At 51.4% G+C, this 26,865-nt stretch carries 21 protein-coding genes, 2 pseudogenes and 1 CRISPR repeat array; of the genes and pseudogenes, 13 read left to right on the top strand and 10 right to left on the bottom strand.

Annotated features, from left to right (window positions below):
* Positions 1 to 5: 5 nt before the first annotated feature.
* A complete protein-coding gene (locus ACTQ4R_RS01205) occupies positions 6 to 719 on the bottom strand; it encodes an N-acetylmuramoyl-L-alanine amidase (protein ID WP_441625986.1) in 714 nt (237 codons plus the stop codon).
* A gap of 175 nt (positions 720 to 894) precedes the next feature.
* Between ACTQ4R_RS01205 and ACTQ4R_RS01210 the strand changes: the two genes are divergently transcribed.
* The 8 genes and pseudogenes from ACTQ4R_RS01210 to ACTQ4R_RS01245 form a co-directional block, all read left to right on the top strand.
* Positions 895 to 1,356, top strand: a complete 462-nt coding sequence (locus ACTQ4R_RS01210; protein WP_441625054.1) for a spore coat protein CotJB — start codon at positions 895 to 897, stop codon at positions 1,354 to 1,356.
* A pseudogene (locus ACTQ4R_RS01215) lies at positions 1,356 to 1,763 on the top strand (manganese catalase family protein); the annotation flags it as partial. The gene ACTQ4R_RS01210 and the pseudogene ACTQ4R_RS01215, both read left to right, overlap by 1 nt.
* 257 nt (positions 1,764 to 2,020) lie before the next feature.
* Positions 2,021 to 3,430, top strand: coding sequence for a sodium:solute symporter family protein (locus ACTQ4R_RS01220; protein ID WP_441625056.1), 1,410 nt, complete (start codon positions 2,021 to 2,023; stop codon positions 3,428 to 3,430).
* A gap of 75 nt (positions 3,431 to 3,505) precedes the next feature.
* Entirely contained in the window at positions 3,506 to 4,633 is a 1,128-nt protein-coding gene (locus tag ACTQ4R_RS01225) for an aminopeptidase (protein ID WP_441625058.1), read from the top strand.
* A gap of 14 nt (positions 4,634 to 4,647) precedes the next feature.
* On the top strand, positions 4,648 to 5,904 hold the full coding sequence (gene pepT / locus ACTQ4R_RS01230) for a peptidase T (RefSeq protein ID WP_441625060.1): 1,257 nt from the start codon (positions 4,648 to 4,650) through the stop codon (positions 5,902 to 5,904).
* A gap of 1 nt (position 5,905) precedes the next feature.
* On the top strand, positions 5,906 to 6,979 hold the full coding sequence (locus ACTQ4R_RS01235; protein ID WP_441625062.1) for a M24 family metallopeptidase: 1,074 nt from the start codon (positions 5,906 to 5,908) through the stop codon (positions 6,977 to 6,979).
* 235 nt (positions 6,980 to 7,214) lie between these two features.
* Positions 7,215 to 7,352: a hypothetical protein gene (locus ACTQ4R_RS01240; RefSeq protein WP_441625064.1), complete on the top strand. Its 138-nt coding sequence runs from the start codon at positions 7,215 to 7,217 to the stop codon at positions 7,350 to 7,352.
* 48 nt (positions 7,353 to 7,400) lie between these two features.
* Positions 7,401 to 9,194 (top strand): annotated as a pseudogene (locus tag ACTQ4R_RS01245) (recombinase family protein); the annotation flags it as partial.
* A 96-nt stretch (positions 9,195 to 9,290) separates the two neighbouring features.
* Positions 9,291 to 9,657: a CRISPR direct-repeat array (repeat unit 36 nt; unit sequence GTCGTAGTTCCCCTTTTTCTCTTGTAGTGGTATAAT).
* Positions 9,658 to 9,768: 111 nt separating this feature from the next.
* Here the strand turns inward: ACTQ4R_RS01245 and cas2 are convergent.
* The 5 genes from cas2 to ACTQ4R_RS01270 all read right to left on the bottom strand — a co-directional run bounded on the left by cas2 (position 9,769) and on the right by ACTQ4R_RS01270 (position 16,492).
* Positions 9,769 to 10,089 carry a CRISPR-associated endonuclease Cas2 gene (gene cas2 / locus ACTQ4R_RS01250; protein WP_441625066.1) on the bottom strand — a complete coding sequence of 107 codons (321 nt, stop codon included), beginning with the start codon at positions 10,087 to 10,089 and terminating at the stop codon, positions 9,769 to 9,771.
* Positions 10,082 to 10,981, bottom strand: coding sequence for a type II CRISPR-associated endonuclease Cas1 (gene cas1 / locus ACTQ4R_RS01255; RefSeq protein WP_441625068.1), 900 nt, complete (start codon positions 10,979 to 10,981; stop codon positions 10,082 to 10,084). The genes cas2 and cas1 overlap by 8 nt, the downstream gene beginning before the upstream one ends.
* Before the next feature lies 1 nt (position 10,982).
* Entirely contained in the window at positions 10,983 to 14,288 is a 3,306-nt protein-coding gene (cas9, locus tag ACTQ4R_RS01260) for a type II CRISPR RNA-guided endonuclease Cas9 (RefSeq protein WP_441625070.1), read from the bottom strand.
* 459 nt (positions 14,289 to 14,747) lie between these two features.
* A complete protein-coding gene (locus tag ACTQ4R_RS01265) occupies positions 14,748 to 15,971 on the bottom strand; it encodes a hypothetical protein (RefSeq protein ID WP_441625072.1) in 1,224 nt (407 codons plus the stop codon).
* 365 nt (positions 15,972 to 16,336) lie between these two features.
* The gene (locus tag ACTQ4R_RS01270) at positions 16,337 to 16,492 is read right to left on the bottom strand and encodes a hypothetical protein (RefSeq protein ID WP_441625074.1); all 156 of its coding nucleotides are present in this window, start codon (positions 16,490 to 16,492) and stop codon (positions 16,337 to 16,339) included.
* Positions 16,493 to 16,626: 134 nt separating this feature from the next.
* Here ACTQ4R_RS01270 and ACTQ4R_RS01275 point away from each other — a divergent pair, with 134 nt between their 5' ends.
* A complete protein-coding gene (locus ACTQ4R_RS01275) occupies positions 16,627 to 17,046 on the top strand; it encodes a helix-turn-helix domain-containing protein (RefSeq protein ID WP_441625076.1) in 420 nt (139 codons plus the stop codon).
* A 41-nt stretch (positions 17,047 to 17,087) separates the two neighbouring features.
* On the opposite strand, the gene ACTQ4R_RS01280 is transcribed toward ACTQ4R_RS01275, so the two are convergent.
* On the bottom strand, positions 17,088 to 18,521 hold the full coding sequence (locus ACTQ4R_RS01280) for a serine/threonine protein kinase (protein ID WP_441625078.1): 1,434 nt from the start codon (positions 18,519 to 18,521) through the stop codon (positions 17,088 to 17,090).
* Positions 18,522 to 18,584: 63 nt separating this feature from the next.
* A complete protein-coding gene (locus tag ACTQ4R_RS01285; protein ID WP_441625080.1) occupies positions 18,585 to 19,841 on the bottom strand; it encodes an amidoligase family protein in 1,257 nt (418 codons plus the stop codon).
* A 468-nt stretch (positions 19,842 to 20,309) separates the two neighbouring features.
* Here ACTQ4R_RS01285 and ACTQ4R_RS01290 point away from each other — a divergent pair, with 468 nt between their 5' ends.
* A complete protein-coding gene (locus ACTQ4R_RS01290; RefSeq protein ID WP_441625082.1) occupies positions 20,310 to 20,528 on the top strand; it encodes a helix-turn-helix domain-containing protein in 219 nt (72 codons plus the stop codon).
* 1 nt (position 20,529) lies between these two features.
* On the opposite strand, the gene ACTQ4R_RS01295 is transcribed toward ACTQ4R_RS01290, so the two are convergent.
* Entirely contained in the window at positions 20,530 to 22,911 is a 2,382-nt protein-coding gene (locus tag ACTQ4R_RS01295) for a hypothetical protein (protein ID WP_441625084.1), read from the bottom strand.
* Between the two features lie 573 nt (positions 22,912 to 23,484).
* On the opposite strand from ACTQ4R_RS01295, the gene ACTQ4R_RS01300 reads away from it, so the two are divergent.
* From ACTQ4R_RS01300 to ACTQ4R_RS01310, 3 genes are all read left to right on the top strand, one after another.
* A complete protein-coding gene (locus ACTQ4R_RS01300; RefSeq protein ID WP_441625086.1) occupies positions 23,485 to 24,531 on the top strand; it encodes a hypothetical protein in 1,047 nt (348 codons plus the stop codon).
* A gap of 96 nt (positions 24,532 to 24,627) precedes the next feature.
* Positions 24,628 to 24,765, top strand: coding sequence for a hypothetical protein (locus ACTQ4R_RS01305; RefSeq protein WP_235229234.1), 138 nt, complete (start codon positions 24,628 to 24,630; stop codon positions 24,763 to 24,765).
* Positions 24,766 to 24,853: 88 nt separating this feature from the next.
* Entirely contained in the window at positions 24,854 to 26,410 is a 1,557-nt protein-coding gene (locus ACTQ4R_RS01310; protein ID WP_441625089.1) for a recombinase family protein, read from the top strand.
* 90 nt (positions 26,411 to 26,500) lie between these two features.
* On the opposite strand, the gene ACTQ4R_RS01315 is transcribed toward ACTQ4R_RS01310, so the two are convergent.
* Entirely contained in the window at positions 26,501 to 26,620 is a 120-nt protein-coding gene (locus ACTQ4R_RS01315; RefSeq protein WP_441625988.1) for a biotin/lipoyl-containing protein, read from the bottom strand.
* Positions 26,621 to 26,865 lie beyond the last annotated feature (245 nt).

Consider the following 26,865-nt stretch of genomic DNA (forward strand, 5'->3'; position numbering starts at 1 on the left):
TCCTCTTAAGATGCCAAACATCCAGCGGTAATAGCTGTTGCCAGCCGTACTTGGTAATCCGGCTGCTGGAGTAATGCGGTTTCCTCCTTATTGGAAAGAAAACCGCACTCCACTAAAATGCCTGGTACATTGATATTTTTCATCAAGTAAATAGTCGCTGGAATGGATTTGGTCTTTTTTTCATTTTTCGCATTAACAGCAATGTTCAGCGCGTCTTGAACTGACTGCGCCAATTCCTCAGCGCCATCTTTACGATTCCAGAATACCTGCGCCCCATGGGTCACCGTGGAAGACGGCAGGCTGTTTTGATGGATGCTCAGCAGCAGCGCCCCTTCTCTGCTGTTCACCAGCGCAACTCGGTTATGCAAATCAGAAACCTTCTTTTCCCGGGCAGTACGAGACTCCGGAGAATGAATAGAAACGTCCTCTCGTCGGGTCATTGCAGTTGCCTGCCCCAAAAATCGCATCAAATCTTCCACCCGCAGAGCAATCGATAAGTTCAAACCGCTTTCCTTGACAGCTCCATCTGTAGAAACGGCACCGCCATCCTCTCCTCCATGGCCCGGGTCAATGATAACAAGTACAGGCTCTCCTCTGCCGCCGCCAAAAGCCGGCACAGATACACTGTTCCCACGCCACAGCACCGCTGCGAACGCAATAAAAAAGCAACACAGCAACCCGCCGGTCAGTAGATTTCGTTTTTTCAGCAACAGAATCATCACAAGGCCGCACCCCCTGCCGGGAGTTTATGCCTTACTTTCTGTCTACATTCCGATTATAGCTGTTGACCATCGCAAAATCAAGGGCAGGCTCACCCGTCCAACCAACCGCATAGTATGGGTTAGCGTACGGAGCCACTGTACGCCACTATGCCAAAGGAGGAAGCCACCACAAATGGAAAAACCCGAAATGAGCCCACCCACCGTTTCTTGCGGTGCGAATCAAGGAAGCCTGCCTGGCGGTTGTGCGCCGCTGGCATTCCCCTATGTACCCATGCAAGAGCCAAATCCTACGCGGTTCAGCCGGATGGAAGCCCTGCAAACCGGCACTTTGTTCCCAGGATTGGATCTTCCTTTCAAGGAGGCCATTCAAGCAAAGACCAAGCTGGCCAATACCGCTCTTGTAGAATTGATGGCTCTGGATTTTGCTATCGATGAACTGGGGCTGTATCTGGTAACGCATTCGGAGGACCAGGAGGCTTTGCAGCTGTATTGGTCCTATATTAAGCTGGCCAAGGAAGGCCGTGAAAAATACCAAAAACTATACGGTCCCCTGCTGCAAACAGATTTGACCCCTGAGGAAGGCTATGTCTGGCTAAAAGATCCGTGGCCTTGGGAGGAAGGAGGAAACGCATAATGTTTGTATATGAAAAAAAGCTTCAATACCCAGTAAAGATCAAAAACACCAATCCCAAGCTAGCAGCTGTTATCATTAGTCAGTACGGTGGACCGGATGGCGAATTGGGAGCATCCCTTCGCTATTTAAGCCAGCGATACTCCATGCCTTATCCGGAGTTAAAAGCATTGCTGACCGACATCGGTACTGAGGAACTGGGCCACCTCGAAATGATTGGTACAATCGTGCATCAGTTGACCCGGAATCTGACGGAAGAGCAAATTAAGTCTGCGGGCTTCGACGCATACTTCGTTGACCACACCGCCAGTGTTTATCCCACTGCCGCCTCTGGTTTCCCTTGGAGCGCCGCAAGTATGGCAGTAAAGGGCGACTTGATTGCGGATCTAACCGAGGACCTGGCAGCAGATGCTGCGATCCTGTAAAGACAACATTGATCTATGCTGTGCCTTCTGGTCCGCCGCATGTTTTAGGATGAAGCCGATCCCGAAAAAATACAGAGACTTATTTATATAGTACAAAGCCCAAATATTCTCTGCCCGCAGACGCGTTTTCACCTTTTCGACAGTTTTTTCAACCAATATTTCATATAGGTTTTACGGAATTGACTTTTACGCTTTGACTCGTTATAATGGTAAACAACTTCTACAAAGGAGAGAGAAATCAAATGAGCTATATCATCGCAATTGGGGCTTATCTGGTGCTGTTGATGATCTACGGCCTGGTGATCGCCCACAAGAAAGTCAAGACCACCGATGATATGATGACCGGCGGACACAAGATCCCCTTCATCATTCTGGTGGGCAGCCTGCTGGCCACTTGGTGCGGCGGCGGCGGTATCACCGGCTCTGCCGGCGTGGTGTACACCGGCGGACCGTGGGTAGGTGCACTGACCTTTGCCGCCCCTCCCATCGGCATCATCCTGCTGTACTTCATTGCGGGCAAGGTCCGCAAGTCAAACAAGGTGACGGTGCCTGAGATCATGGGTGCCCGCTACGGCACAGCCGCCAGCATCATCTCCGCTCTGTGCGTCGTGTTGGCCTATGTGGGCGTGCTGGCCACCCAGCTGAAGGCCGCCGCCAACATTCTGGTGCTGCTGTGCTCTTCCAGCAACATCGAGATGTCCCAGGGCATGGCTCTGGCCATCTGCACTGTCATCGTGGTCATCATCACCGTGGGCGGCGGCCTAGTCTCCGTGGCCTATTCCGACGCCGTCAGTGCCCTTATCATGATCGGCGGCTTTTTCCTGGCCATCCCCATTCTGATGCATGCGGCCAGCACTCAGGGTGCCGTGCTGCCTCCCGAAAAGACCACCCTTACCGGCGGTATGTCCGGCTGGACCATTCTAGGCTACTTCCTGCCCTCCCTGGCCCTGATGCTGGGTGACCAGAATATGCTGCAGCGCTTCGCCTCCGCCAAGAACAGCGATGAGGCCAAAAAGTCCAACATTGGTATGTTCATCGGCGAGTTGCTGGTCATCATCAGCATCATTGCCCTGGTGACCCAGGCTGCAAAGCTGTATCCCTCTCTGGACACTCCCTCCAACGTCATCTTCCAGGTGGCTGTGGATTATCTGCCTCTGGTGTTCGGCGCGCTGGTCATGTGCGCCTGCATGGCTTTCATTGTCACCACGGCGGACAGCTACCTGCTTTCCTCCGCCACCAACCTGACTAACGACATCTATGTCAAGTACATCAATAAGAACGCCACAGACCGCCAGAAGATGACGGTCCTGCGCGTGACCATCGTGGTATTCAGCATCATCGCTGTGGCTCTGACGCTGTACTTCCCCACCGTTCTGCAGCTGCAGATGACTGCCTACACCATGTACGGCGCTGCCATCACCCCCGCCATCCTGTTCGCCCTCTTCTCCAAGAAGGTGACCCCCGCCGGCGGCATGGCCGGTATCATTGTGGGCGGTGCGATGACCATTATCTGGACCCTGATGGGCACTCCCTATGGTATTCAGTGCGCCATCGTGGCTGTTCCCGCTTCCGTGATCGCCATCCTGATTGTCTCCGCGCTGACTGCCGGACACGCCGACGATGCACATTCTCTGGAAGCCTTGTACAAGTAATCATAAAAATCTTACGGGGCAGAGGGAAACCTCTGTCCCCGTTTGCCATCTATACGCTTTGAAAGGAGAAACGACATGGAAGACCCCAGAATCCGGAAATTTGCAAAGTTTTTGATCAACAGTGCCGTTGGCCTGCAAAAGGGTGAAAAGATTCTCATTGAGCTGCACGGCAGCGAGACCACCCTCATGAAAGCCCTGGTACAGGAGGCCTACGCCGCAGGCGGCAAACCCTTTATCCACATCTTTGACTATGATGTGGAGGGCGCCCTGGTAGCCGGTGCCGACGCGGAGCACATGGCAGAGATCGCCTCCTACGAGCTGGAGCGGATGAAGGATATGGACGCCTATATCGACATCCGGGCCACCACTAATATCAGCATGTGGCACAACGTCAGCGACGAGGCCCAGCGCCGCTACCGCCAGTATTACTGGGGGCCCATCCACCTGGACCAGCGCTGCAACCACACCAAGTGGAGCGTCCTCCGCTATCCCAATGACGCCATGGCCCAGCTGGCCGGTGTATCCACCGAGGAATATGAAGACTTCTATTTCAAGGCCTGCCTGGTGGACTATGATAAGATGGGCCGGGCCATGGAACACCTGGAAGCCCTGATGGACCGCACCGACAAGGTCCACATCATCTCCCCCGGCACGGACCTCACCTTCTCCATCAAGGACATCCCCTGCTTCGGCATGCACGGCAACCGCAACATCCCCGATGGTGAGGTCTACACCTCCCCGGTGAAAGACTCTGTCAACGGCTATATCACCTACAACTGCCCCTCCCCTTACGACGGTTTCCTGTTCCGGGACGTGCGGTTTGAGTTCAAGGATGGCAAGATCGTCAAGGCCACCAGCAACAATACCGATTACATGAACGAAATTCTGGACATTGACGAGGGTGCCCGCTATGTCGGCGAGTTCGCCTTCGGCGTGAACCCGGTCATCAACCACCCCATCGGCGACATTCTCTTTGATGAAAAGATCGCCGGCAGCTTCCACCTCACCCCCGGCAACAGCTATGACAACGCCTCCAACGGCAATAAGTCCGCCGTCCATTGGGACCTGATCCAGATTCAGACGCCGGAATACGGCGGCGGCGAGATCTGGTTCGACGATGTCCTGATCCGCAAGGACGGCCTGTTTGTTCTGGATGACTTGAAATGCCTGAACCCCGAAAATCTGCTGTCTGAAGACGAATAAGGAGAATCACAGCTATGGATAACGTTGTTGCGCGTCTGATGCGCTATGCCAAGGTGTGGAGTGAAAGTGACTACCATGCCAACCGGGGTACTACTCCCAGCACCGACCGCCAGTTCGACATGGCGCGGCTGCTGGTAGAAGAACTGCACGGTATGGGCGTGGACAATGCGTTTGTGGACGATACTTGCTATGTGTATGCCTCTCTGCCCGCCACCCCCGGCTGTGAGCATCTGCCCGCCATCGGCCTCATCGCCCACATGGACACCACACCGGATATGACCGGTAAGGACGTCAAGCCCCAGGTCCTCCACTATGAGGGCGGTGACCTGGTGCTGAACCAGGAACAGAACATTGTCATGAAGGGCAGCGATTTCCCGGAGCTGCAAAAGTTCGTGGGCCAGGACCTGGTCTGCTCCGACGGAACCACCCTGCTGGGCGCTGACGACAAGGCGGGCATCGCCATCATTTTGCAGGCGGTGGAGGAGCTGTTGGCCGAAAACGCCCCCCACGGCGCCATCAAGCTGGGCTTCACCCCGGACGAGGAGATCGGTCTCGGCGCCAGCAATTTTGATGTGAAGGGCTTCGGCGCCGACTTTGCCTATACCCTGGACGGCGGCGACATCACAGACTATGAGTACGAAACCTTCAATGCTGCGAAATCCGTGGTAACGGTCCACGGCTTCAGCATCCACCCCGGCACCTCCAAGGACCGGATGAAGAACGCCCTGCTGATCGCCATGGAGTATAACGCCTTGCTGCCCGCACTGGAGACCCCCGCCCATACCGAGGGCTACGAGGGCTTCTTCCATCTCCAGGAGATGCACGGCAAGGTGGAGGAGGCCGCCATGGAGTACATCATCCGGGACCACAGCATGGAGCGTTTCCGCCAGCGCATCGCCGCCATGGACGCGGCCGCGGAGCAGATCAACCGCCGCTATGGCCCGGGCACGGTAACGGTGGATACCCAGGACCAATATTACAACATGTACGAGGTCCTGAAGGACCATATGGAGATCGTAGAACTGGCCGAGGCGGCCATGAAGGGCGCCGGTATCGCTGAGCCTACCCACTCCCCCATCCGCGGCGGCACCGACGGCTGCATGCTGACCTACCAGGGACTGCTGTGCCCCAACCTGCCCTCTGCCGGACATAATGCCCACGGCCGCTTTGAGTATGCACCGGTGGAGTCTCTGAAAACCGGTGTGCGGACGGTGAAACAGCTGCTTTCGCCGACACTGATCGAAACTGTATTCTTGAAAAAGGAGAAGTAACATGTACCAGGAGCGTATCAAAAAGGTCCTCGCAGCTATGGAGGAGATGGGCCTGGAACAGATGCTGGTCAGCAACCCCAACAGTATTTGGTATCTGACAGGGTATTATGTGTTCCCCTATGAGCGGATGCTGGCGCTGTACCTGCGCCGGGACGGCAATCACATTCTCTTCCTCAACCGTCTCTTCCCGGAGCCGGAGGCTGACTGCCGCCAGATTTGGTTTTCCGACACCGATGACTGTGTTGCTATGGTGGCGGAGCAGGTGGATGGCAGCAAGCCCCTGGGCATCGACAAGGAGTGGCCCGCCATGTTTCTGCTGCCCCTGATGGACCGCCTGCCTGGTTGCCGGTGTGTGCTGGCCTCTGACTGCGTGGACAATGTGCAGGCCTGCAAGGACAGCGTGGAGCAGAATTTGATGCGGGAAGCCTCCCGCATCAACGACCAGGTGATGGAACGGGCCGCGGCGCGCCTGAAAGAGGGTGTTACGGAAAAGGAAATTGCGGACTACATCGTTTCCCAATACGCGGCGGAGGGCTGTGACAGCGAAGCCTTCCAGACCATCGTATCCTTTGGCCCCAACGCCGCCGACCCCCATCACGAGCCGGACGGCACCGTGCTGAAAGCCGGTGACTGCATCGTCATCGACATGGGCTGCAAAAAGGCCCGCTATTGCTCCGACATGACCCGGACCTACTTCTGCAAGGAAGCCCCGGCAGAGTACGCCGCCATTCACGATCTAGTCCGCTCCGCCAATGAACTGGCGGAGTCCATGATCCGCCCCGGCGTGCCCCTGTGTGACCTTGACAAGGCCGCCCGGGACCACATCGCCGCCGCTGGCTACGGTGAGTACTTCACCCACCGGCTGGGCCATTTCATCGGCCAGAATGACCATGAAAAGGGTGACGTCAGTTCTGCCAACCACAACCTGGCAAAGCCCGGCATGATCTTCTCCATTGAGCCCGGCATCTACCTGCCCGACAAGTTCGGCGTCCGGGTGGAGGATCTGGTCCTGGTAACGGAGGACGGCTGCGAGGTCCTGAACCACGTGGACAAGCACTGGAAAACCGTTGGATAACAAGTCAAAGCAGCCCTGTCCCTTTTCGGGGATGGGGCTGCTTAATTGATAAGCGCCTCGGGAGCTTTCACGCCCGCCAGTCGCACAGGGGCTCTGCCGGAAACGGCAGGGCCTTTTTCTATCCGGCAGTCTTTCACCGCGCGCATGAAAACCGTGCAAAAGCGGCCCGGCATATGGCAGGCTGCTTCTACCCTGCTGGACACCGGCATATCCTTAAGGCAGGAGGTCTTGCAACATGAACGACACTATCTGTAAAAACTACTTCAAGGACGGCAAAACCAGCACCACCGTCCAGGCCTATAATACCGGTGCCTGGGTACGATTCATCAACCAACTGGAACGCTCCAGGGCAGTCCTGTCCAGCATCAAATAAGAAGAGCGGCACGTGCCTGCTTTCACCTAGATGAAACGGAGGCTTCATATGTCAAAGGCCGCCATCTACTGCCGCCTGTCCGAAGAGGACCGCAATAAGAAAAATGAAGCGGATGACAGCGGCAGTATTCAAAATCAAAAGGCCATGCTGCTGGAATACGCAGCCCAGCACAGCTGGGAAGTATATGACATTTACAGTGACGACAATTACACGGGTTCTGACCGAAACCGTCCGGCGTTTACCCGCATGCTGGAGGATGCCGAAGTCCATCGCTTTGACATCATCCTCTGTAAAAGCCAGTCCCGCTTCACCCGTGAGCTGGAGCTTGTGGAAAAGTATATCAATGGTCTGTTTCCCATCTGGGGCATCCGCTTCATCAGTCTGGTGGACAATGCCGATACCTCAAACAAGGGGAACAAAAAGGCCCGCCAGATCAACGGCCTTGTCAATGAATGGTATCTGGAGGATATGTCGGAAAATATCCGGGCTGTGCTGACCAGCCGCCGCAAAGGCGGCTTTCATATCGGCGCTTTCGCACCCTATGGCTATAAAAAGGACCCGGAGCAAAGAGGCCGCCTCCTTATTGACGAGGAGGCCGCAGCAGTGGTCCGGGAGATATTTACCCTCTTCTCCCAGGGATATGGAAAAACCGCCATCGCCCGGCTGCTCAATGAACGCGGCATCCCGAATCCCACGGAATATAAGCGTCTCCACGGTCTGAGGTATCAGCAGCCAAAGGGCAAAACCGGCGCCCTTTGGAAATACGCCGCTATCTCCGGCATACTGACCAATGAGCTTTACATTGGAAATATGGTCCAGGGCAGATATGGAAGCGTTTCCTATAAAACCAAGCAGAACAAGCCCCGGCCCAAGGAAATGTGGTATCGTGTGGAGGAGACCCACGAAGCCATCATTGACCGGGACCTATGGGACCGGGTACAGGCGCTGTCCGCTTCCCAGGCCAAACCCTTTCGCGGCGGGACCCTTGGCCTGTTCGCCCGGAAGGTGCTATGCGCCAGTTGCGGCTATACCATGCGCTCCACAAAAAGCCGTGGGAAGCACTATCTGCAATGTGCCAGCCGCCGTGCGGCGCGGGATGCCTGCCCCGGCGCCTTTATTTCCGTGGATACATTGGAGCGGCTCGTCATTCAGGAGCTGAACAGCCTTTCCCGGCACTATCTGGATCAGGAAGAATTGGTACGGCGCGTTGTATGCGTTCAGAGTGTACACCAGCAGAGGCAGAATTGGCTGAAAACAAAAGCAACGCTCCTGCAGCAGCTGGGCGATGATCAGCTTTGTCTCCGCTGTCTTTATCTGGATAAGGTAAAGGGAATCGTCAGCAAGGAGGATTACCGTTCCATGGCGGGCAGCTTTTCTGAAGAACGGAAGCGCACAGAGCATCTGATTGTGGAGGCGGGCCAGCCTGCGGAGGTCCCTGCCGCCAGCGCCTATGACGGCCAGGGCCGCTACTATCTGATCCCCGGTTACATCGACACCCATATGCATGTGGAGAGCACCATGATGATCCCCGAAAACCTGAGCCGGGCCATCCTCCCCTGGGGCACCACCACTATCTGCACCGATCCTCATGAGATCGGTAACGTCATGGGTGTGGAGGGCGTCCGCTTCATGCTGGGCAACGCCAAGGAATCTGCCCTGCGGCAGTATGTGCTGGCTCCCTCCTGCGTTCCCGCCGTTCCGGAGCTGGAAAGCACCGGCGCGTCCTTTGGTGCCAAAGAGGTGGGCGAGATCCTGGATATGGACGATGTGGTGGGCATCGCCGAGATCATGGACTTTGTCGGCGTCTATCAGGACGGTTACCGGATGCACAGCATCATTGACGAGGGCATCAAGCGGGGCATGTACCTCCAGGGCCATGCTCCCTACGTCTCCGGCAAGGAACTGGCGGCCTACCGCCTGGGCGGCCGGCACCGAAATGTCGTAGTTCCCCTTTTTCTCTTGTAGTGGTATAATGATCTGAAGGCAACACCTTCCAGACGGCAGGTCGTAGTTCCCCTTTTTCTCTTGTAGTGGTATAATGTGGTCCCATGCATCCAGCACCAGGCTGTTGTCGTAGTTCCCCTTTTTCTCTTGTAGTGGTATAATGAGAGGAGGACAAAAGGAGATGCAGCCAAAGTCGTAGTTCCCCTTTTTCTCTTGTAGTGGTATAATCACTTCTCACATTGCTTTGTGTTCATAGTTGTCGTAGTTCCCCTTTTTCTCTTGTAGTGGTATAATAGTAGTCCGCTATCCTACCATGACCACCTACGTCGTAGTTCCCCTTTTTCTCTTGTAGTGGTATAATAGGCGAAAATGGGAAACAAAAAATTGCCACTTTTTCCTTGCGCTTTATCCGGAAATACCAAGAAAACAGGAAAAAGCAGAACGATTTCCTTGCGAAATCGTTCTGCTTTTTTCAAAAAATCATGAGCTGCTCAAATTGCTGCGGCTTGTCATATGGCGTCGGCTTACCAACCAGCAATTCGATTGCGTTGTATTGCTTCTCTGTGATTACCAGCATCCGCACAAATCCCGTGGGCGGCAAAGCCAGCTGGATTCGTCTTCTGTGGGCTTCCACAGAATCACGCCCGTTACACACCCGTGCATAAACAGAATACTGTACCATATGGTACCCGTCCTCTACAAGGAACTTACGAAATTGCGCGGCGCTTCGGCGCTGTGCTTTTGTTTTGACTGGCAGATCAAACATCACCAGTATTCTCATAAGCCTATTCATATCGGTGCAGCTCCAGCGGAATCAGGTGCGGCAATTCCAGTTTTGCATCTTCATCCACGATGGAGTTTGCTAATGCCACCGAGGCGCGACCGATGGCGGTCATAATCCTGTACCACTTTCCCGCCTGCTGAACCATGTGATTTGTCAGATTGAACAGGCCCGCTTTTTGCTCCGCTGTCAGCACATCATCGTCCTCACAGAAATTGGTTGCCACATAGAGATCAACGACCGGGCGGAATGGTTCTATCAAGTCATCCGCAAGATTAAACTGATTCAATTCATTGCGATGATGGATACCAATACAAGGTTCCAGCCCATGGATTACCAGATTCCGTGCGATTCCACCCCGCAGAATGGCATAACCATAATTCAGTGCAGCATTGCGGGGATCGTCAGAGCCTCTGAAAAAGCCCCGGCCAAACAATGCCGGGAAATAAATCGCAGCAGCCGCAGCCTCACGATTATCATGGTCATTGGAAAGGACACTGTGCGCCATCTGATATAATTTTTCACATTCTTCGTGGTGCATGAGTTCCAGACACTTTGCCTGGTTTTGCAGCTTCCGGATCACGATCTGCTGCCAGAGTTTTTTTTGTAGAGGTTTTCCAATTTCGCACTGCGCCATCAACAGCTTTCTCTGGCGGCAATACTGGTTGATGGGTAATATCTGGCAGCTCGGCAGATGCCTGTCATCGCAAAGGAAAACTGTGATACCGTGCCCCGCCAAAGATGCAACAGCGTACGACGTCAGTGTTACCTGACGGGATTCGATGAGAATAGCGGAGATATCTTCCAGCGGGACCATGTACTTCTCCGCCTGTTCAATGACCAACTGTTCGCGCTGTACACTGACTCGTGCGGGATTTGCCAAAAAGATATTCCGATATTCCATTTCAGCCCTCCTTTGTAAACGGGATCCGTTTTTCAGGGAGATTTACTTTATGATAATTGCCCAGGACATCCACCTGATACTTCTCAATGGATTGCAGTGTCTTGATGCCGATGCATCGGCTCTCGTACCTCCGATCATGCGTAGAGATGGAAATTGCCCCCGTAGATATATCCCCTCCCCGATAGTAATACAGTCCATCCTGCCGGCTGATTTCACTTTCTCCCGTGCCGCCCTTTGCCAGCTTCAGTTTTATGCCCTTTCGGCTTCGAATGCGTATCAGGTCTCCGGGATAAAGGGAGAAAATAAAATGCTGACCCGACATCTCTTTCCACTGGTCGTAGGGCTTGTGCGCTACAACGGCTTTACTGGGCAGCATTGCTTTCTTGGTATCCGCCACATAAACCGGTATGAAGTAGTATCCGTCATCCGGTACCTGGAACACATCAATACGGACTGTGTTGCCATTGGCTGCAACACCTTCTCGAACCAGAAGGTTCAGCGTGGACTTCTCGAAAATTTTTACCTTATTCACGCAGGGGCCGGGCGTTCCATCCCGCTTCGGTTTGTAAAACGGCTCCGCAAACGCTTTCTTTCCATCGCCACCGAATTCTTTCAGCCGTGTCAGCAGCGCATCATACAGCAGCGTATCGCTCTGCGGATTGTAGTAGCCCTCAATTTCGCCAAATTTATTGAGCTTCAGATCTGCCAGCTCTGTTTTTGTCACTGTATATCCATCGCCCATTTTTTTGCTGCGGATGGTCTCGGCGTGTGCTGAACCAGTAACCTTATGATTTGGCATTCGGGAGACAAAAACCGGTCTGATCTCCTCATTGCTCTCGTAGGTGTTCAGCTTCAAGAGATCAATGGCGTGCCGGGGATCCACCGGGTCCAGACGCGCCTCCAGTTCCTGGCGGAAATGCGGCCAGGGCTGAGGAAACTGCGGGCAGCGCCTGGTATCACAGTTTTCCCGTTCCACCAGTTCCCCGGTAGATACATCTACATATACTCCGGGAGTTTTTTCCAGAGATTCCCTCTGCCGGTTGTATACGGTCAGCTGCTGTATCATTCCTGGGCTGGTAGATGCCACCACCGCCGCGTCCAGGCAGTGATGCAGGTCTCCGTCCTCCCGAATCTTCTGAATGCCCCAGCGTCCCCGAAGCATGGAAGTGACAGCACCGTTGACTGGCTGCACAGGACTCTTTTCATAGCGGGACTCGGCAAAGAGCATATGATCCCGCAGAAGATGGTAAACCGCCCTGGTAATATACTGGGTATCTTTGAGATTTCGCTCAATAAAGCCCTGGCTTTCTTCGTCGGTAAGTCCTTTTCTCAACAATTTCTGCCGCTTCCGGTAGCTGCGGATCAGATTTTCTGTCCGGACTTCGTAGCTATGCCAGCGATCTTCGTCCTGCCCGAAATATTCATATGGGATCCGGTTTCCCTTCTGGCGGTTTTCACTGGCCAGTACCAAGACTTTATTCTGATAACTGTCATCAAAACAGCGGCTGTATGGGATGATATGATCCACATCCGCATAACCCGGTTCAAACAGCCGGGAGATATCCAGATTTTTTCCCGAATACAGGCAGACGCCGTCCTGCTCCTTGAAAAGGCGGAACTTTACAATATCCAGGCCTGTGGCATGGTCACCTTTGTATTCCGCGATTTGCTCCTTGGCCCGTTCATTCGCAGCCCGATTCTCCTCCTGACGCTTCTCCATTTTACGGCGTTCATCAAAGCTGCGGCTCATTTCACGCGCAAGTTCAACGCGGATCACATCCGGCGGCCCGTAGGTCCGTACCACAGCATTGACTACTTTAATGGTCTGCGACACAGCTCGACGCACCACTGGGTTGGTAATCTCCTCAATATCACTGAGAGACAATCGGTTTTTCCGCCCTTCCGACTGTCTGCCGCGGTGGTCGCCGTAAATGGAGGAACAGGCCTCATCATATCGCTGCCCGCATTCCAAAAGAGGAATCAATCTCTCCATGGCCTTTATGGAAAGATTTCCAAATTTACTGAAAGACAGCGGCAATAGTTCCTGGTCAAACATTTCAGGAATATTTGCCTTCCTCAGTGCGTCTATTCGGTTAGCGTCGCTTTTATAGAGCGTCAGGATGGACCCAATCTCATTAAGCTGCTGTATACTCAGCGTCTGTATGGCATTTTTGCTGACCTTGTTCAGCGCGGTCCGCAGTTTGTGGTAGGACTGCATCTGAGGCCACTTTTTCTTTTCTGCCTCCTCCTGACTTCTATCACCATAGGAGAGATCGTTGAAATAGGTATTTTCATCCAGCGCCAATTTTTTGCGGATCTGTCCGTAATTCAGAGAGGGTGACTGCATGGCCGCAGCAATCAGAAGCTCCCGCTGGGACTGATCCAAGGGGCGGGACGGAAGCCCTTTTCCGGTCAATCTCATATGGTTCAGGTCCTGCAACAGCTTAAAATATTCAAAAGTATAGGTTGCCTTGGCAGCCCGTGGCTCTGCCGTTTCAAATGTACAGCTGCCAACTTTTTCAGCAACGCCACCGCGGAAAGGACTGTTTCCTCCCGGCCCTTCATCAAAACTGCGCTGACTCTCAAAAATAGAGAGATACACCTGCTCCAACGTCTCTGACATCCATGCACTGCCAAGGCGTCGTTGAGTTGCAAAAATTTGATGGATTTCATCTACCACCGAAATACGATCCACTGTAAACCGGTAGTCGTCTGCCTTGTTTCGGGTCTGTTGATACCGTGTCCCATCGGGATTTGTCTGCCAGAACCTTTGGTCCCGATACATCATCTCGCCCACTGTGCGGTAGCCATTCTTCATCATACAGTCCTGGTTTTCTTTGATGGCTGCTTTTACAAGGCCGTCCTCTTTGTTCGATGCTGCTTCTGCCGTGCTGTTGGACTTGTATCCCCGGCGCTGCGCCAGATGAATCAGCACCCTTACGATTTCCTCTTTCGTTAACAAGCGGTCCAAGGCTTCCGCCCGAAGCTGATATGGAGTGACGGTAAAGCCGCCCCTTTCGTAAAATTCTTTGATTTCCTGACACGTCATGATGTTTGTTTGCTCGAGCAAATATTTGATCCGTTCCAGCCGATGACGATGACGACGCAGACGTCTCCGGGTACTTCGGGCATCCCGACGGGGCGCAGCCAGACTCTCCCCCGTCTTTGGTTGTTCTGCCTTGTCAAAAATACGGACCCCGAGATCCCAAATGCGTATTGGTTCTCCATTCAAGTTATTTTGGAGGACTGCCCAACCGACGGAACCAATTCCGATATCCAACCCCAATGCGTAATGAGATTCCGACATTTGAGAGAACTCCTTTCTCAGATACGAAGACACCCCAGCCGATAAGGCTGGGGTGTCGCTTCGAGGTGTTCTACCTTATCGTAGTAACACGATTTTCCCTTGTAGTGGTATAAGGGTAATTAAAATATATCATAGCATACAAAAAATGTCAATGCAAAGGCCCAGGAAATCTTTGTTTGCACAAATTGTGACTCTTATCTGTGCCAATAGGGTCTACCCTATTGGCACGTTTTTAAAAGCTGGCAGCAGATGCTGCGATGGTGTAAGGACAACATTGATCATTGCCCGGCTGGTTTCCGCTCAGGCCGCCATCAAAGATTGAAGGAAATAGAATTCCCCTGTATCTGACGGCTTAACCCAAAACAACGCCCTCGGTTCCAAACAGAACCGAGGGCGCTGTTTAGGTGCACTTAGCTGCCTGAAGTTATAATGTAGCCCAAAAAGTACTTATTGAAATTATCACCAATTATCATCAAAAGAACAATTCTGCATATTGTATTCGGGGCTTCCAAATTTGCTGTAAAGAATCTGCTGAGGATGAAGATTTGTGGAATTATTTGCTTGCACTATTAAATAATAGGTCTTAAATTGATGCGTACTGTCGTACTCTGCATAATAGTATCCACTTGCGCCTCGCTGATTAATCTTGTAGACATCATAACCGCTATCAATATATGCCTGTACAATTGCTGGGCAGTTTCGTTTATTTGAGGAACCATAGTCTGTTCTTCCATCAAAGCCAGAGAAAGAATTAGAGCCCCCAGAACTCAAGTTCACATCTATTGGCGGTTCATAGTACGGAGAGTCGGGATCATTAGTGGGATCAGATCCACCCTCGTTTATGAGATAATGAACTTCGGACAAGTCACTATTTTCCGGGTCACTCAATGCTGTGGATAATTCATTATAGTCTGACATTATTGTACCAAATCCATTGGTATTCCAATACTCCTCGTATCCTCTGACACCGTACAGCACAGCAAGCCTAAGATTATTATAGACCACATTAACATCACTAAATGATGCACATTGAGATAATGTATTGTTTGCATCAATTCCAAGCACGTCTGCAATCGCTTTGACATTTAACAGCTCATATGCGGAATGGATGGCCGTGCCGTCTGCTGTTTGGGCCTCGTCAGAAATATGGCTCATAAATTCATTGGATCCGTTTATCAAAATCAGCGTATCTTCCACAGAAATATAACCGTATGGAATATCCACGATTTCACCGGTTGCTATATCACGATAGGGTTCCTGATGATAGTTCAACTTATCTAGCATACAGTTAAACTGCTCACGATCAGGGTTTATCACGGAAACCCACAGAACCCTATTTCGGGAAAAATCCTCATTGCTCACAAAACCAAATTCATAATTCGTATTTTCAATGTAATAGATGCTGATATTGAGACCAGATTTGTAATCCTCGCTATCATTCCAGGTATCCATAGTATAGGCTACCGTGGAATCGTTTAACTCGGGCATATCAACATCCGACATGAAAAAAATGCTTAACACATCATCATAGATAGAACTTTGAACAAATTCTTCTTCAAGCCCTGCCTGAAAACTTGCCTCTGTGGAAACAGTCTCATCCGAAGAATTATTACCTTCCGAGCACCCCGTGATTACAAGTGCTGTACTCATTACTGCAATGAGTGCAAATAAATATTTCCACATTACGATCCTCCCCTTATTATTTTATCCCAAGGCTTGTATTTTTACCTTTAATTGTTATACTATCACGTCTATTAAAACATTACAATATTGGAAACAGCAACTGATTAAAATCGTCCAGCATCCAAGGGTACGATGGCGAGATTAATCCCAACGCGCGAGAAAGTGTCCGAATTGGCTGACACTAGATCTATCTACTACAGGCAATTGAAAGTCGGGGCATCTTCGGCTTTGGCTATGAACCCGGCAATATGTCTGCTATACAGAATTTGCTGTCTCACTGCACTACCAAATGCAAAGGATGTCTTGAATCTGTTCTTAATGAAATCGGATTAGGAAAATGCGGCGAATCTCTTCGCCGCATTTTTTCAGATACCAGTAGTTGAGAACAGAAGCACCCACAGGAGAACATAGGCCCCCAGTTTTTTCTTCGTGCTGAAGAACATGACATCAGCGCCGATGAGTTTTGCGTACAGCTTATACAACAGATTTACGATGATAATGGAAAGCACAGCAGAAATCATTTCTATTCCCTCACTCTTTCTTTTATTTTGGGCTCTATTGTATAGTAGCAGAGATAAAGTAAGAAAAGGTTAGCTGTCAGCTAACCTTTTTGTGCTATAATGAGCGTAGTATTGTGGGCGGAGGTGAGCGGAACATGAAAACAACTGACGAGCTGGCTCATGAGATCAGCCGTTCAGACAATATTCTGGACTACTTTGCCGAAAACCGCAGCGAGATGCAGCTTGGCAGTCTGCCGGAATACTTAGAGAGTTGGCTGAAGCAAAAGGGTTGTTCCAAAGCTGATGTGGTGCGGCGCTCCAACCTGAATAAAGCCTACGTGTATCAAATCTTCCTTGGAAAGAAGTACCCCTCTCGGGATAAGGTGATTGCACTGGCCTTTGGATTGGAGCTTGACGATAAGGAAGTGCAGGTGCTGCTGAAGCAGGCTGGATACCGGGAGTTGTACCCCAGAGATCCACGGGACGCGCTGCTGCTCTATGCTATTGGCCATCATCAGAATATCATTGACGCAAACGAACTGCTCTACGACCATAATATTGAAGTGCTGGAATAGGAAAGGGTGCTGACCGAGCATAGGTCAGCACCCTTTTGTTTTTATCCCGAAAATGCTTCATTCCTTTCTTCCAAACTCAAATTGTCCTCGATAGCATAACGGTATTTTTCGTAGTCCACTTCACCCTTCCAATCGGGCTGAATGCCATTGCTGAGATATTGATAGCTGTTCTGGGCCTGATAAGGATTGCTCAGCAGGTCGCTAAGGAGATTATAATTTGCGTCTACCTTAAAACTGGCACCGCCCCACATTCGTCCCATATAGTCCACAGGGTTTGGGCTGTCTACATTTTCATAAACCGCCCCGGTGTAGTGGTACACGCCGCAAACCGATTCTGTCGCCATATCGCCGATGGACACCACAATCTCCTTGCCATCCTTTTGGCTCGGATTTAGGTCCAGGCAGGTGATCTGCACATAATATTCATCCGGAACAATTTCCCACATATATGGGTCGCCGACTAGTCGTTCCCACATGGACGTGTCATAGATCATCCAGCCGACAAGATCCATCCAGTTTCCGTCTGCCGTTCCAACCGTCAAATCACCGTAAAAGTCGTAGGCGTTTCCTGTGCTGTAAAGCTTGATCTGCTCCTTTTTCCCATCTCCGTCCAAATCGACTGCCATGGATACTGTTTGATGCTTCTCACGCAAATCACCCACATTGGCAATCATGTAATCTCCATATGTAGCATAGAACAGTAACGGTTTATCGGGGTATCGTGCTTCGGTGATCACCGCTCGATTGGCATAATACCACCATGCCAACCCGCCTGCACCCAAAAGCACCGCAGCGACAATGACCCACGGCAGCCAAAGCTGAAGGGTTCTGGTTTTCAGCGCCCGCAGCAGCGCCTTCGCCGTTTTGTAGCGCCGTTTGGGAGCAAACTCCGTACACTTGCGTAAAATATGCCGATAGGGACGCTTCTCCGCTCGTTTCCCTAAAAGCTGCTTCATAGTGACACCCGCGGCGTAAATATCCGCACGGGAATCTGTCTGTGCGAAGCCATACTGCTCCGGCGGAGCATAGCCGCGGGTTCCCAGCAGCCGGGTATCGCTGTCGGCGCTTGGCTTTCCCTCTCGGGCAGCATCGAAATCAATAAGCCGGATATGTCCGTCCGGGGCCAGCAGCAGATTGGAAGGTTTGATGTCCCTGTGGATGATCCCATGCCCATGCAGAAATACTAGCACCTCACACAGTTCTTCCATGAGGGAGACAATCCGTTTCTCCGGTAGGGTGATCTCTGCCAGATTCGCGCCATCAATATACTCTTCCAGTAATGTAACGCCGTCTTGTCTCTGCTCCAGCTGCACGATTTGGGGCAGATAGGGATGATGCAGAGATTGCAGCTGTTTATAGACCGGGTGTGGTTTCTGAAGTTCCTTACGCACATAGCGGGCACCAGTGTCTGGGTCAATAACCAGTGTAACAACACTTTTAGAAGAACGGTGCAGTTCCTTGATTTCCATCAGCATCGTTTTCTCACCTCGCAGGGCCATTGTAACATATTTCGTGACTTTTTGGAGTATCTTTTTCCTTCAAGTCTGCTTGACCTTGCGGTAAAAGGTTGTTTTTGTCATATGGAGTATCCGCATGGCCTCTGCCGCTGTGATAGCGCCGCTTCTCCACTTGCCTATGACCTGCTCAAACTCCGGCACCTGGATGGGCTGCCTCCCCTTATATGAGACTTCCTCCTCACTCTCCACCGGTTCATTGACAAACAGCCGTCGTTCCTTTAAGTACTGTACCAACTCAGGCTGCGTACAGCCGGAAACAAAAGTGGTCCAGGACATGGCCTTGATCTGGTCATCGGTCAAACAAAGCGCCACATCACAGATTCGATCAAGAAGCTGCAATGTGGCGATGAGGGTGTTGTATTTGAGGGTTCCCCGGAAAATCCGGAATTCGATGGTATCCGTATTGGTGAGGTTCACGCTGGTATATCGTCCGCCGTGGTAGCCCTTCTTGGCATGGTCCAGCAGTTCTTTCGGCTGGTCCTTGTATCCGTAGCGGGTGGCCCAGCGTTCCAGCTGACGGGGTGTTCTGCGGCTGAATTTCAGAAGTTCCTCCCAGTTCTTTTCAAAGAAGTAGAGGATGCGGGCAATCACCGAATCCTGCTCTGCTTCGCTTTCTCCAAAGGCATCCCGATTTACATGAACATGGAGGCCGCAGGTGCTGGCCTGATGACTGGTATAGCCCAAACGAATTGCCTCCTGAAGAATTAGCTTCCAAGGCATTTCCTTCATGTGGTACTCCAGTGTCATGGGATGCGTCACCATCTCGAAACCGTCATCCAAGGACCCGTCATGCTTGCAGTACAGGTTCTCCACGCCGTTTCTATTGGCAATCTCCATGATTTTCTGGGCACTAGTGTCATCCTCACCGGCCCCGTCGATCTCCAGTTCCACGCCAAAATAGCGGGAGCCATCGCCGCGGAACAGAGGCTCCGGCTTGTAATAATAGTCTTCGATCATTTTATGTCGCCGTGCATGGATATGGCAGTCATAGCAGAGCGGATCATCTTCATCGTCATCCTCATAGTAAGCATCATCCACATGGATGATACGTCCACAGCGTTCGCAACTGGTATAGTGGCGGTCATAGCAGGGCTGGCAGAGGGGCGTGTTTTCATCCCCGGCATTGTCATCCCGGTAGATACGCTCACCGCAGTGGGTGCAGATCACGGTCTCCTCATTGGCACAGCGTTCGCAAAGTGCATCGTCCCCCACCAGGATGCGGTTTTCCAGCGGGTGCGTCTGCCCACAGTGGCAGCAGATAAAAGTTTCACTCATCATCGTCATTCTCCTTGATAAAATAGTCGATTGCCGCACATACCAGTGCGGCGGCAGCAGCCAGCATGATTCCAAAGATGTCCTTGGAATCCAGGTTCAGTTTATCATTGGTTATACCATCCCTTCTTTTCCCTTGAGGCAGTTACGCAAGAACAGTTTCGCGCAGCAGAACGCCTACGATTTCCGCTAAAACAGTGCGGATCAAGCGCAGCAAACGGATCAGCATGTGTTTTCTCTCCTTTCGTGGTTTCCTTAGTTTTCACCCCAAATTTCAGCTTGCAGAGTTGAAAACAGCCATTTTCTCTGCAAAACAGAAAAAGAGCCAGAGTCCGCAATCGTCGAAAAATTACGGGTTCTGGCTCTTTATCATGTTAATAATATACGGTTGACCGGGACGGAATAACGCAAAATGGGCTTAAAAGGGACAACAACCACGTAAGGCACGATGCCAATAATTTGAAGGGAGATTTTATGATGAGATTTGATGAACGATATGATGAATTTGGCTATGAGCGTGAAGACGCTAACTATGAGGAACAGATCAACGAATTCTTGACGCCCCGGGAGGTCATGGAGCTGCTGGCCATTGGGAAAAACACGTTCTACAAGATGGTCCATTCCGGGCAGCTGCCAGCGTTCCGAATCGGGCGGCAGTGGCGGGTCCGGCGGGATCGTCTGGAAGAACTCTGAGCTACTTCTCCTTCAGAGCATCCCGGCGGCGCGGAACCTTTTGTGCTTTCAATTGCAGCATGACCGTCTGCGCCTCTGCACTAAGCTCCGTAAGATCGGGCTTGACCTTGATCACACTGACCTTCGGTTTGGTATCCGAATAAGGGTCTACGACCATTCGGTGATCGGCCCGCTTGTAGCCGCTTTTGCTGTGGTTGTCCGCAAGCAGCAGAAATCCTTTCTCCGCCAATTGTTTCTGAAAAACGCGCTGACTGGACAAGTCCATCCGGCCCTGCTCCATCGCCCAGTTCCGGAAGCCACTGTAGTAATCGGAATATGGCAGATAGAACAAGTCTTTTGCTCCGTCATACCAGCCCGAACAGTCAGCAGTACGGTTTGTTCGGAATAGGATCACCCGTCCCGCTTCCAATTCCTGAGATAAATAACCAAAAAAGAGCTGTTCATACGTCTTCCCCGATACTTTTAAGCCTTCCTGCAAATACGCCTCCCACGGTTCCGGAAGCAAGATTTGGGCGTATTCCGATTGGGTTTCCCTGAATTTCTGGAACACGCAGAGAGCGATTTGCAGGTTGGCCCATGCCCTTTTTCGGGGATATTGCTTTCTGATGCTGCTGAAGTGGAAAAAATCATTTGTAAAGGAAGTATCGGCTGTCAGCCGGTACTTCTTTGCCTCCTCCCTGGCCCGTTTTGAAAAATCGGAGACCCACTTCAATGCCGCTTCTTTTTTTCGTGTATTGTAAATCTGATCATCCGAATCTTTCTCAATAATCGCTTCCAACCGGTCGGTGTAAAGCTTGATCACATCGTCTAATTCGCTCCAGTTCCCTGCCGGACTGTCAGAAAGTCTGCGCAGTTTATTCGGTATTTGGGACTCTTTCTCTCCGGCAAATAATTGCCGCCAGCGTTGATAGAGCTTATGGGCCTGGCCCGCGATACAACCCAGGGCTTCCTGAACCTTTTCTTTCCGTCGCCATACATATTCCTCTCGGAACCAATCAACGAACGTGATCAGGACCCTTGGGAATACCTGATGCATGGCCGGTGAGCAACACTGCGGGTCAAATGCATCGGAACTGAGACGGATCTCAAACTGGTTTTCTTCAAAGGCGGAATTCGTCAGCACGATACAGGCGTCCCGGAGCATTGCCCGGTTCCGGAATGTCTGTAAGTTTTTAAACTCCTCATCCAGAATGACAACGCCATCATGTACCCTGCTCTGGAGCTGGCGAAGTCTTTTCTTCGCTTCCTTTTCGCCCGCTCTCTCCCCTTCTCCGTAGTCCACAAAAGCACCATAAAACAAATTAGCGAGGGCTTGGGAATGAGGGCCGGTGAGTGACAGGAATATCATTTCCTTCTGCCGTTTCATGACGCTGGAAAAAGAATCATTCACCGAAATTCTGGCAGGGTAATCCGGCAGAAACGGTTTAATGACGGAGAATATCCCATAGCACAAAAGAGGAACGGTGATCTCATAAGGAGCCACCGACAATAAGTCTTCCAACCGGTTGGGCTGGGATAAATCCCGCAGCAATGCGCTTCCGTAGCCGGAAGGCCGTGTCTCCGCAGAGCGGATACCGGACATGACCGGAATCCCGTTCAGCTCATACCAGCCAATATGCCAGGGAGCGGTCGCCATGTGGTTCAGCTTTTGCCGTTCTCCCTCGGGAATGAACTGCCACATAAACCGTTCCCGCAGCTGGGGAAACCCCAGATATCTGGAAAAGCCCTGGCAGAGTTTTCGCAGATCCCACCCCAACGGATGGCGCGGCACATCCCTGCCCACCACTTTCCCCTGCCAATCCACCAAAAGCTCCTGAGCAACAAGCTCCCGGATCACACGACCCTGAACATTGTAAGCCGGATGAAGGCCGGTCTGGCAGATTGCGCCTTCCCAGAACGCCTCTCCCGTAATGATCTCGGCAGTCCGCTTCGGGTCTGCGATCAGATTGCGCAGAACCGCTTCCTGAATCAGTTTGCGGATACCGCCGCTCCATTTCCTGTAGTTTTTCTTTGCCTGTGCATCGCGTTTGATGATCATCCGGAAGGAGATCGCGTCAGCTTCAGGGCTCGTTTGTTTCTCCCCTTGCTGCTCGATTTTCTTTTGGATGCGAATGTTCTGGCTGGCCATCCAGGATAGATCCAGGACCGAAAACCGGAACCGCTTCGGATCAGGCAATTCATCCGGAACGAATACACAGCGCAGAAAAAGCAGGTGAATTTCGATCAGTCCCTTCTCAACCGGCGCCAGCGAACACCGGAAGCTCTGCTGAAAAAGCGTTTCCTGTGCGCTGTCATCCAGACGCGCATCTAGCACCGAATACAGCCGTTCCTGCTGCTCACAGATCAGATTGACAGCCTGCTCGCGATCCAGAAAAGTCCCCATATAGCCGCACCCCCTTATACACTAAATACCACTTCAATAAAAATAAATCAATATGCGAACACTAAACTTTTGTTTTCAAGATTAAAAAAACAGCCTCCAGAAGATCCTTCTGGAGGCGTCTTTCTGACTCCGGGACAGGCACCTGAACCGCTCTTTGCCGTCGGTTTCCGCCTGTATGTTCCCCTGGCCGAACACTGTTTTTATTTTTATATCGCTGCCAACAGCTCTATAGAAAAGAAATTCTTGCAGGCTGTCAGCCTCAGCTGCTCCGCTGTGCGAAGATCATTTTCCGGATCGTCCGAAATTTCTACGTAATATTATTTTAGTGTGATATTGCGGCAGCAGCATCTATTTAAGTATATGCATAAGGTTCCAATTATTTCAAGATGATTGGATGGATTTATCATGAATACAGACATGATACAGAAAAAATAGCACTTACATAAATTACCATATATAAAGCCGTTTTAAAAAATATTTGCACCCCAACATGATGGTAATTTCATGAAAGGTCAGTACGGAATGATCATAAAAAAATACACTGACCAACATTCTAAATAATGAGGTGTTTTTATGAACGTGCACACTTTTGAAATCTATGTGAACATTTCCCCCGAAGAGACCCGCGCATGCAGAAATGCATTCTACCTTTCTGCCGCCGGGCAAAATCATTATTGCTACAGAAATAAAACGACCGGTATTCTTTACTATAACCGCTGGTCTGAGCATGGGGTCCAGGTCTCGATCCAGAAGCCCACGAACGGTTATTGCAGAAAAATGCTCCTGCGCGTGAACCCCTCGAGGCTGCTGGGGAATATGGAAGCAACCGCGATATTCGCCCCGACAAGCAGCAATATGGAAGCGCTGGTACAGGCCCTGGATACGATTGTCCAGGAAATGCCGATCAGCCAGACGATCCACGATTTCAAATTGAACCGTCTGGATTTATGTAAAAATACGCCTGTGAATAATACTGTGCTCCTGGAGTACATCCGATTGCTGGAAAAAGGAGCCTCTTGTACAGGTTGGAAGCCGGTTACTTACCCTGATTATCGCGCCAGTCATTCATTCCGGCGAGCGAATGAGCGGTATCAGGTGACGGTCTATGACAAGCTCTATCAGATCACCGATCAGCTCCTGTCTACATCCTGGGATAATCCTTTTTCGCTTCTGCGGCTGGAGGCATCCTTGTTTTCACAGGGAATCGACCAGCAGCTGCAGCAGTTTTCTCTGGATCGGTACCGTCCCTGGTACATCTTAATGGATGCTTTGTGCTGCCACGGCGAGGAAATTATGCTGCGGCTTTTTCAGCGGTTGGTACCTGATGCACCGTACTATACGCTGGCCAAGGCAAAGGAGCGGATCCTTTGGGATACCGACTTCTCTTCATCGAAAAAATGGAAGCTCATTGAGTTCCTGGAAAAAATCAACCGGCACGCCAAAGTGGATACGAACAGTATTCTCCAATTCAAAAACGGCAAGAAGCGGCTCAAGCAGCTGCGCAGCATCGGTATCAACCCTGTGACCATCGAGGCCAGAGCGGGCATTTCCTACCTCCCCTCTCTTCCCCAGTTGGTTTCAATTGGATTTGTTTCGCCTGCGGATGATCCCGCTGAGTAAATTTTCGTACCGGCAGAATCACCCGATAAAGGGCGCTTCATTTTACTTCTGCCCCGCCGGATACCAGCATAAATTTGAGTAAGGAGGAATTGATTTATGAATGACTCTGTTCTCTGCAAGAGCTATTTTAAAAGCGGTGAGACCTGCACAACCGTACAGGCTTATACAAGCGTCTGGATTCAGCTGATCAATCAGTTGGAACGCTCCAAGGCGATCCTGTCCGGCGCTCGATAAACTGAATATCGGTGCAATACATGACCCGCTTTCATCACGCTCAAGCTGTGATGAAAGCGGGTGTTTTTATAGATAGGAGGCAATCCGAATGGAAAAAGTTGCGATCTATTGCCGTCTGTCTGAAGAGGACCGCAATAAGAAATTCGAAACGGATGACAGCAACAGCATCCAGAATCAAAAGGCCATGCTTTTGGAATATTCCATTGAGCAAGGCTGGGAAGTATATAACATTTACAGTGATGATAATTACACAGGTTCCGACCGGAACCGCCCGGAATTTGTGCGTCTTTTAGAAGATGCCAAGGCCCGCAAGTTTGACATCATTCTATGCAAGAGCCAGTCCCGCTTCACCCGTGAGCTGGAGCTGGTGGAACGGTACATCAACGGTCTCTTCCCTATCTGGGGCATCCGCTTTGTCAGCCTGGTAGATAATGCGGATACGGCCAACAAGGGTAACAAAAAGTCCCGGCAGATCAACGGCCTGGTCAATGAGTGGTATCTGGAGGACATGTCGGAAAACATCCGCAGCGTCCTGACCAACCGGCGGAAAAACGGGTTTCATATTGGTGCCTTCGCCCTCTATGGTTACAAAAAGGACCCCGACCAGAAGGGCCATCTCATCATTGATGAGGAGGCCGCCGCTGTGGTACGGGAGGTATTTACGCTCTTTTCCCAGGGTTACGGTAAAACAGCCATCGCCCGGATGCTCAATGACCGGGGTGTTCCAAACCCCACTGAGTACAAGCGGCTTCATGGCCTGCGCTACCAGCAGCCGAAACGGAAAAACAGTACTCTCTGGAAGTATTCCGCCATCTCGGATATGCTGGTCAATGAGATTTATATTGGCAACATGGTCCAGGGCAAGTACGGCAGCATTTCTTATAAAACCAAGCAGAATAAGCCCCGCCCCAAGGAAACGTGGTATTGTGTTGAGGGAACCCATGAGCCGATCATTGAACGTGACCTCTGGGATCGGGTACAGGCAATGGTTGCGTCCCGCGCCAAGCCGTTTGATGTGGGCAGCATTGGGCTTTTCGCTCGGAAGGTTCGGTGCGCCAACTGCGGCTACACCATGCGTTCATCCAAGAATCGCGGGAGGCACTACCTGCAATGCTCCAACCGCCATGTGGCGAAGGACGCCTGCATCGGTTCTTTTATTTCCGTGGAAAAGCTGGAGAACATGGTGATTCAGGAGCTGAACGCCCTCTCCCGCACTTATTTGGATCAGGATGAACTGGAGCGCAATGTCCAATTCAGCCAGAACCTGGAACAGCAAAAAGCAAATTGGATGGAATCCAAGGCCAGGCTCCAGAAGCAGCTTGAGGATAACCGCACTTACCTGCGCACTTTGTATATGGATAAGGTCAAAGGCATTGTCAGTGAGGAAGACTATATTTCTATGGCGGACAGTTTTGCGGCGGATCGTGAGCGCATGGAACAGCAGATCAAGGAGGCGGACCACCGGCTGGACGAGTTGGAGGCTCAGATGCAGGCCGGTGATCAGCGTAAGGAACTGATTCAGCGCTACACCAACGTAGAGCATCTGACCCGCGAGATGGTGGAAATATTGATTGACTACATAATCGTCGGAAAACGGATTCCCGGTACTCATGAGGTGCCTATTGAGATTCACTGGAACTTCTGAAATACAAAGAGGAGCAAACCTTATCAGGCTTGCTCCTCTCTGTTTCAATTACTGTAAAGTATAATTGCTTTATATTTTTTTGACAGCTGATCACATGATGATCAGCAGCAGCTGGCCGCCCTTCACGGTGTCGTCTTCCTTGATCTCGATGAAAGCCACGGTGCCGTCCATACGAGCGGTGAAGGTGATCTCTATCTTCATGGCATCGATACAAGCAGTAGCTCAGGACCGCGCGCCAGCTGGGAGTGGGTCCAAAGGACTGCATTGCCCGCTTCTTGGCCTCAAAATCCACCGGCGGCAGGTAATGGGCTCCTTCCCTTTCAGAATCACTCCCTGCAGGTCCTTGGGGAAGCCGCCGCCTATGATCCCCAGCACTTTGGTGACCGGGCTCCATCTGGTGGAGCAGTCTGCCCTGCTATTGTAATCCTACAGTTCCCTTGACGTTTTTTGGAGGA

This window comes from Dysosmobacter sp. Sow4_B12 (assembly GCF_052116665.1).
Classification (GTDB): domain Bacteria; phylum Bacillota; class Clostridia; order Oscillospirales; family Oscillospiraceae; genus Oscillibacter.

Coding starts and splice junctions, on each gene's coding strand:
- ACTQ4R_RS01205 (WP_441625986.1), bottom strand. CDS start 719: ATGATTCTGTTGCTGAAAAAACGAAATCTACTGACCGGCGGGTTGCTG.
- ACTQ4R_RS01210 (WP_441625054.1), top strand. CDS start 895: ATGGAAAAACCCGAAATGAGCCCACCCACCGTTTCTTGCGGTGCGAAT.
- ACTQ4R_RS01220 (WP_441625056.1), top strand. CDS start 2,021: ATGAGCTATATCATCGCAATTGGGGCTTATCTGGTGCTGTTGATGATC.
- ACTQ4R_RS01225 (WP_441625058.1), top strand. CDS start 3,506: ATGGAAGACCCCAGAATCCGGAAATTTGCAAAGTTTTTGATCAACAGT.
- pepT (WP_441625060.1), top strand. CDS start 4,648: ATGGATAACGTTGTTGCGCGTCTGATGCGCTATGCCAAGGTGTGGAGT.
- ACTQ4R_RS01235 (WP_441625062.1), top strand. CDS start 5,906: ATGTACCAGGAGCGTATCAAAAAGGTCCTCGCAGCTATGGAGGAGATG.
- ACTQ4R_RS01240 (WP_441625064.1), top strand. CDS start 7,215: ATGAACGACACTATCTGTAAAAACTACTTCAAGGACGGCAAAACCAGC.
- cas2 (WP_441625066.1), bottom strand. CDS start 10,089: ATGAATAGGCTTATGAGAATACTGGTGATGTTTGATCTGCCAGTCAAA.
- cas1 (WP_441625068.1), bottom strand. CDS start 10,981: ATGGAATATCGGAATATCTTTTTGGCAAATCCCGCACGAGTCAGTGTA.
- cas9 (WP_441625070.1), bottom strand. CDS start 14,288: ATGTCGGAATCTCATTACGCATTGGGGTTGGATATCGGAATTGGTTCC.
- ACTQ4R_RS01265 (WP_441625072.1), bottom strand. CDS start 15,971: ATGTGGAAATATTTATTTGCACTCATTGCAGTAATGAGTACAGCACTT.
- ACTQ4R_RS01270 (WP_441625074.1), bottom strand. CDS start 16,492: ATGATTTCTGCTGTGCTTTCCATTATCATCGTAAATCTGTTGTATAAG.
- ACTQ4R_RS01275 (WP_441625076.1), top strand. CDS start 16,627: ATGAAAACAACTGACGAGCTGGCTCATGAGATCAGCCGTTCAGACAAT.
- ACTQ4R_RS01280 (WP_441625078.1), bottom strand. CDS start 18,521: ATGCTGATGGAAATCAAGGAACTGCACCGTTCTTCTAAAAGTGTTGTT.
- ACTQ4R_RS01285 (WP_441625080.1), bottom strand. CDS start 19,841: ATGATGAGTGAAACTTTTATCTGCTGCCACTGTGGGCAGACGCACCCG.
- ACTQ4R_RS01290 (WP_441625082.1), top strand. CDS start 20,310: ATGATGAGATTTGATGAACGATATGATGAATTTGGCTATGAGCGTGAA.
- ACTQ4R_RS01295 (WP_441625084.1), bottom strand. CDS start 22,911: ATGGGGACTTTTCTGGATCGCGAGCAGGCTGTCAATCTGATCTGTGAG.
- ACTQ4R_RS01300 (WP_441625086.1), top strand. CDS start 23,485: ATGAACGTGCACACTTTTGAAATCTATGTGAACATTTCCCCCGAAGAG.
- ACTQ4R_RS01305 (WP_235229234.1), top strand. CDS start 24,628: ATGAATGACTCTGTTCTCTGCAAGAGCTATTTTAAAAGCGGTGAGACC.
- ACTQ4R_RS01310 (WP_441625089.1), top strand. CDS start 24,854: ATGGAAAAAGTTGCGATCTATTGCCGTCTGTCTGAAGAGGACCGCAAT.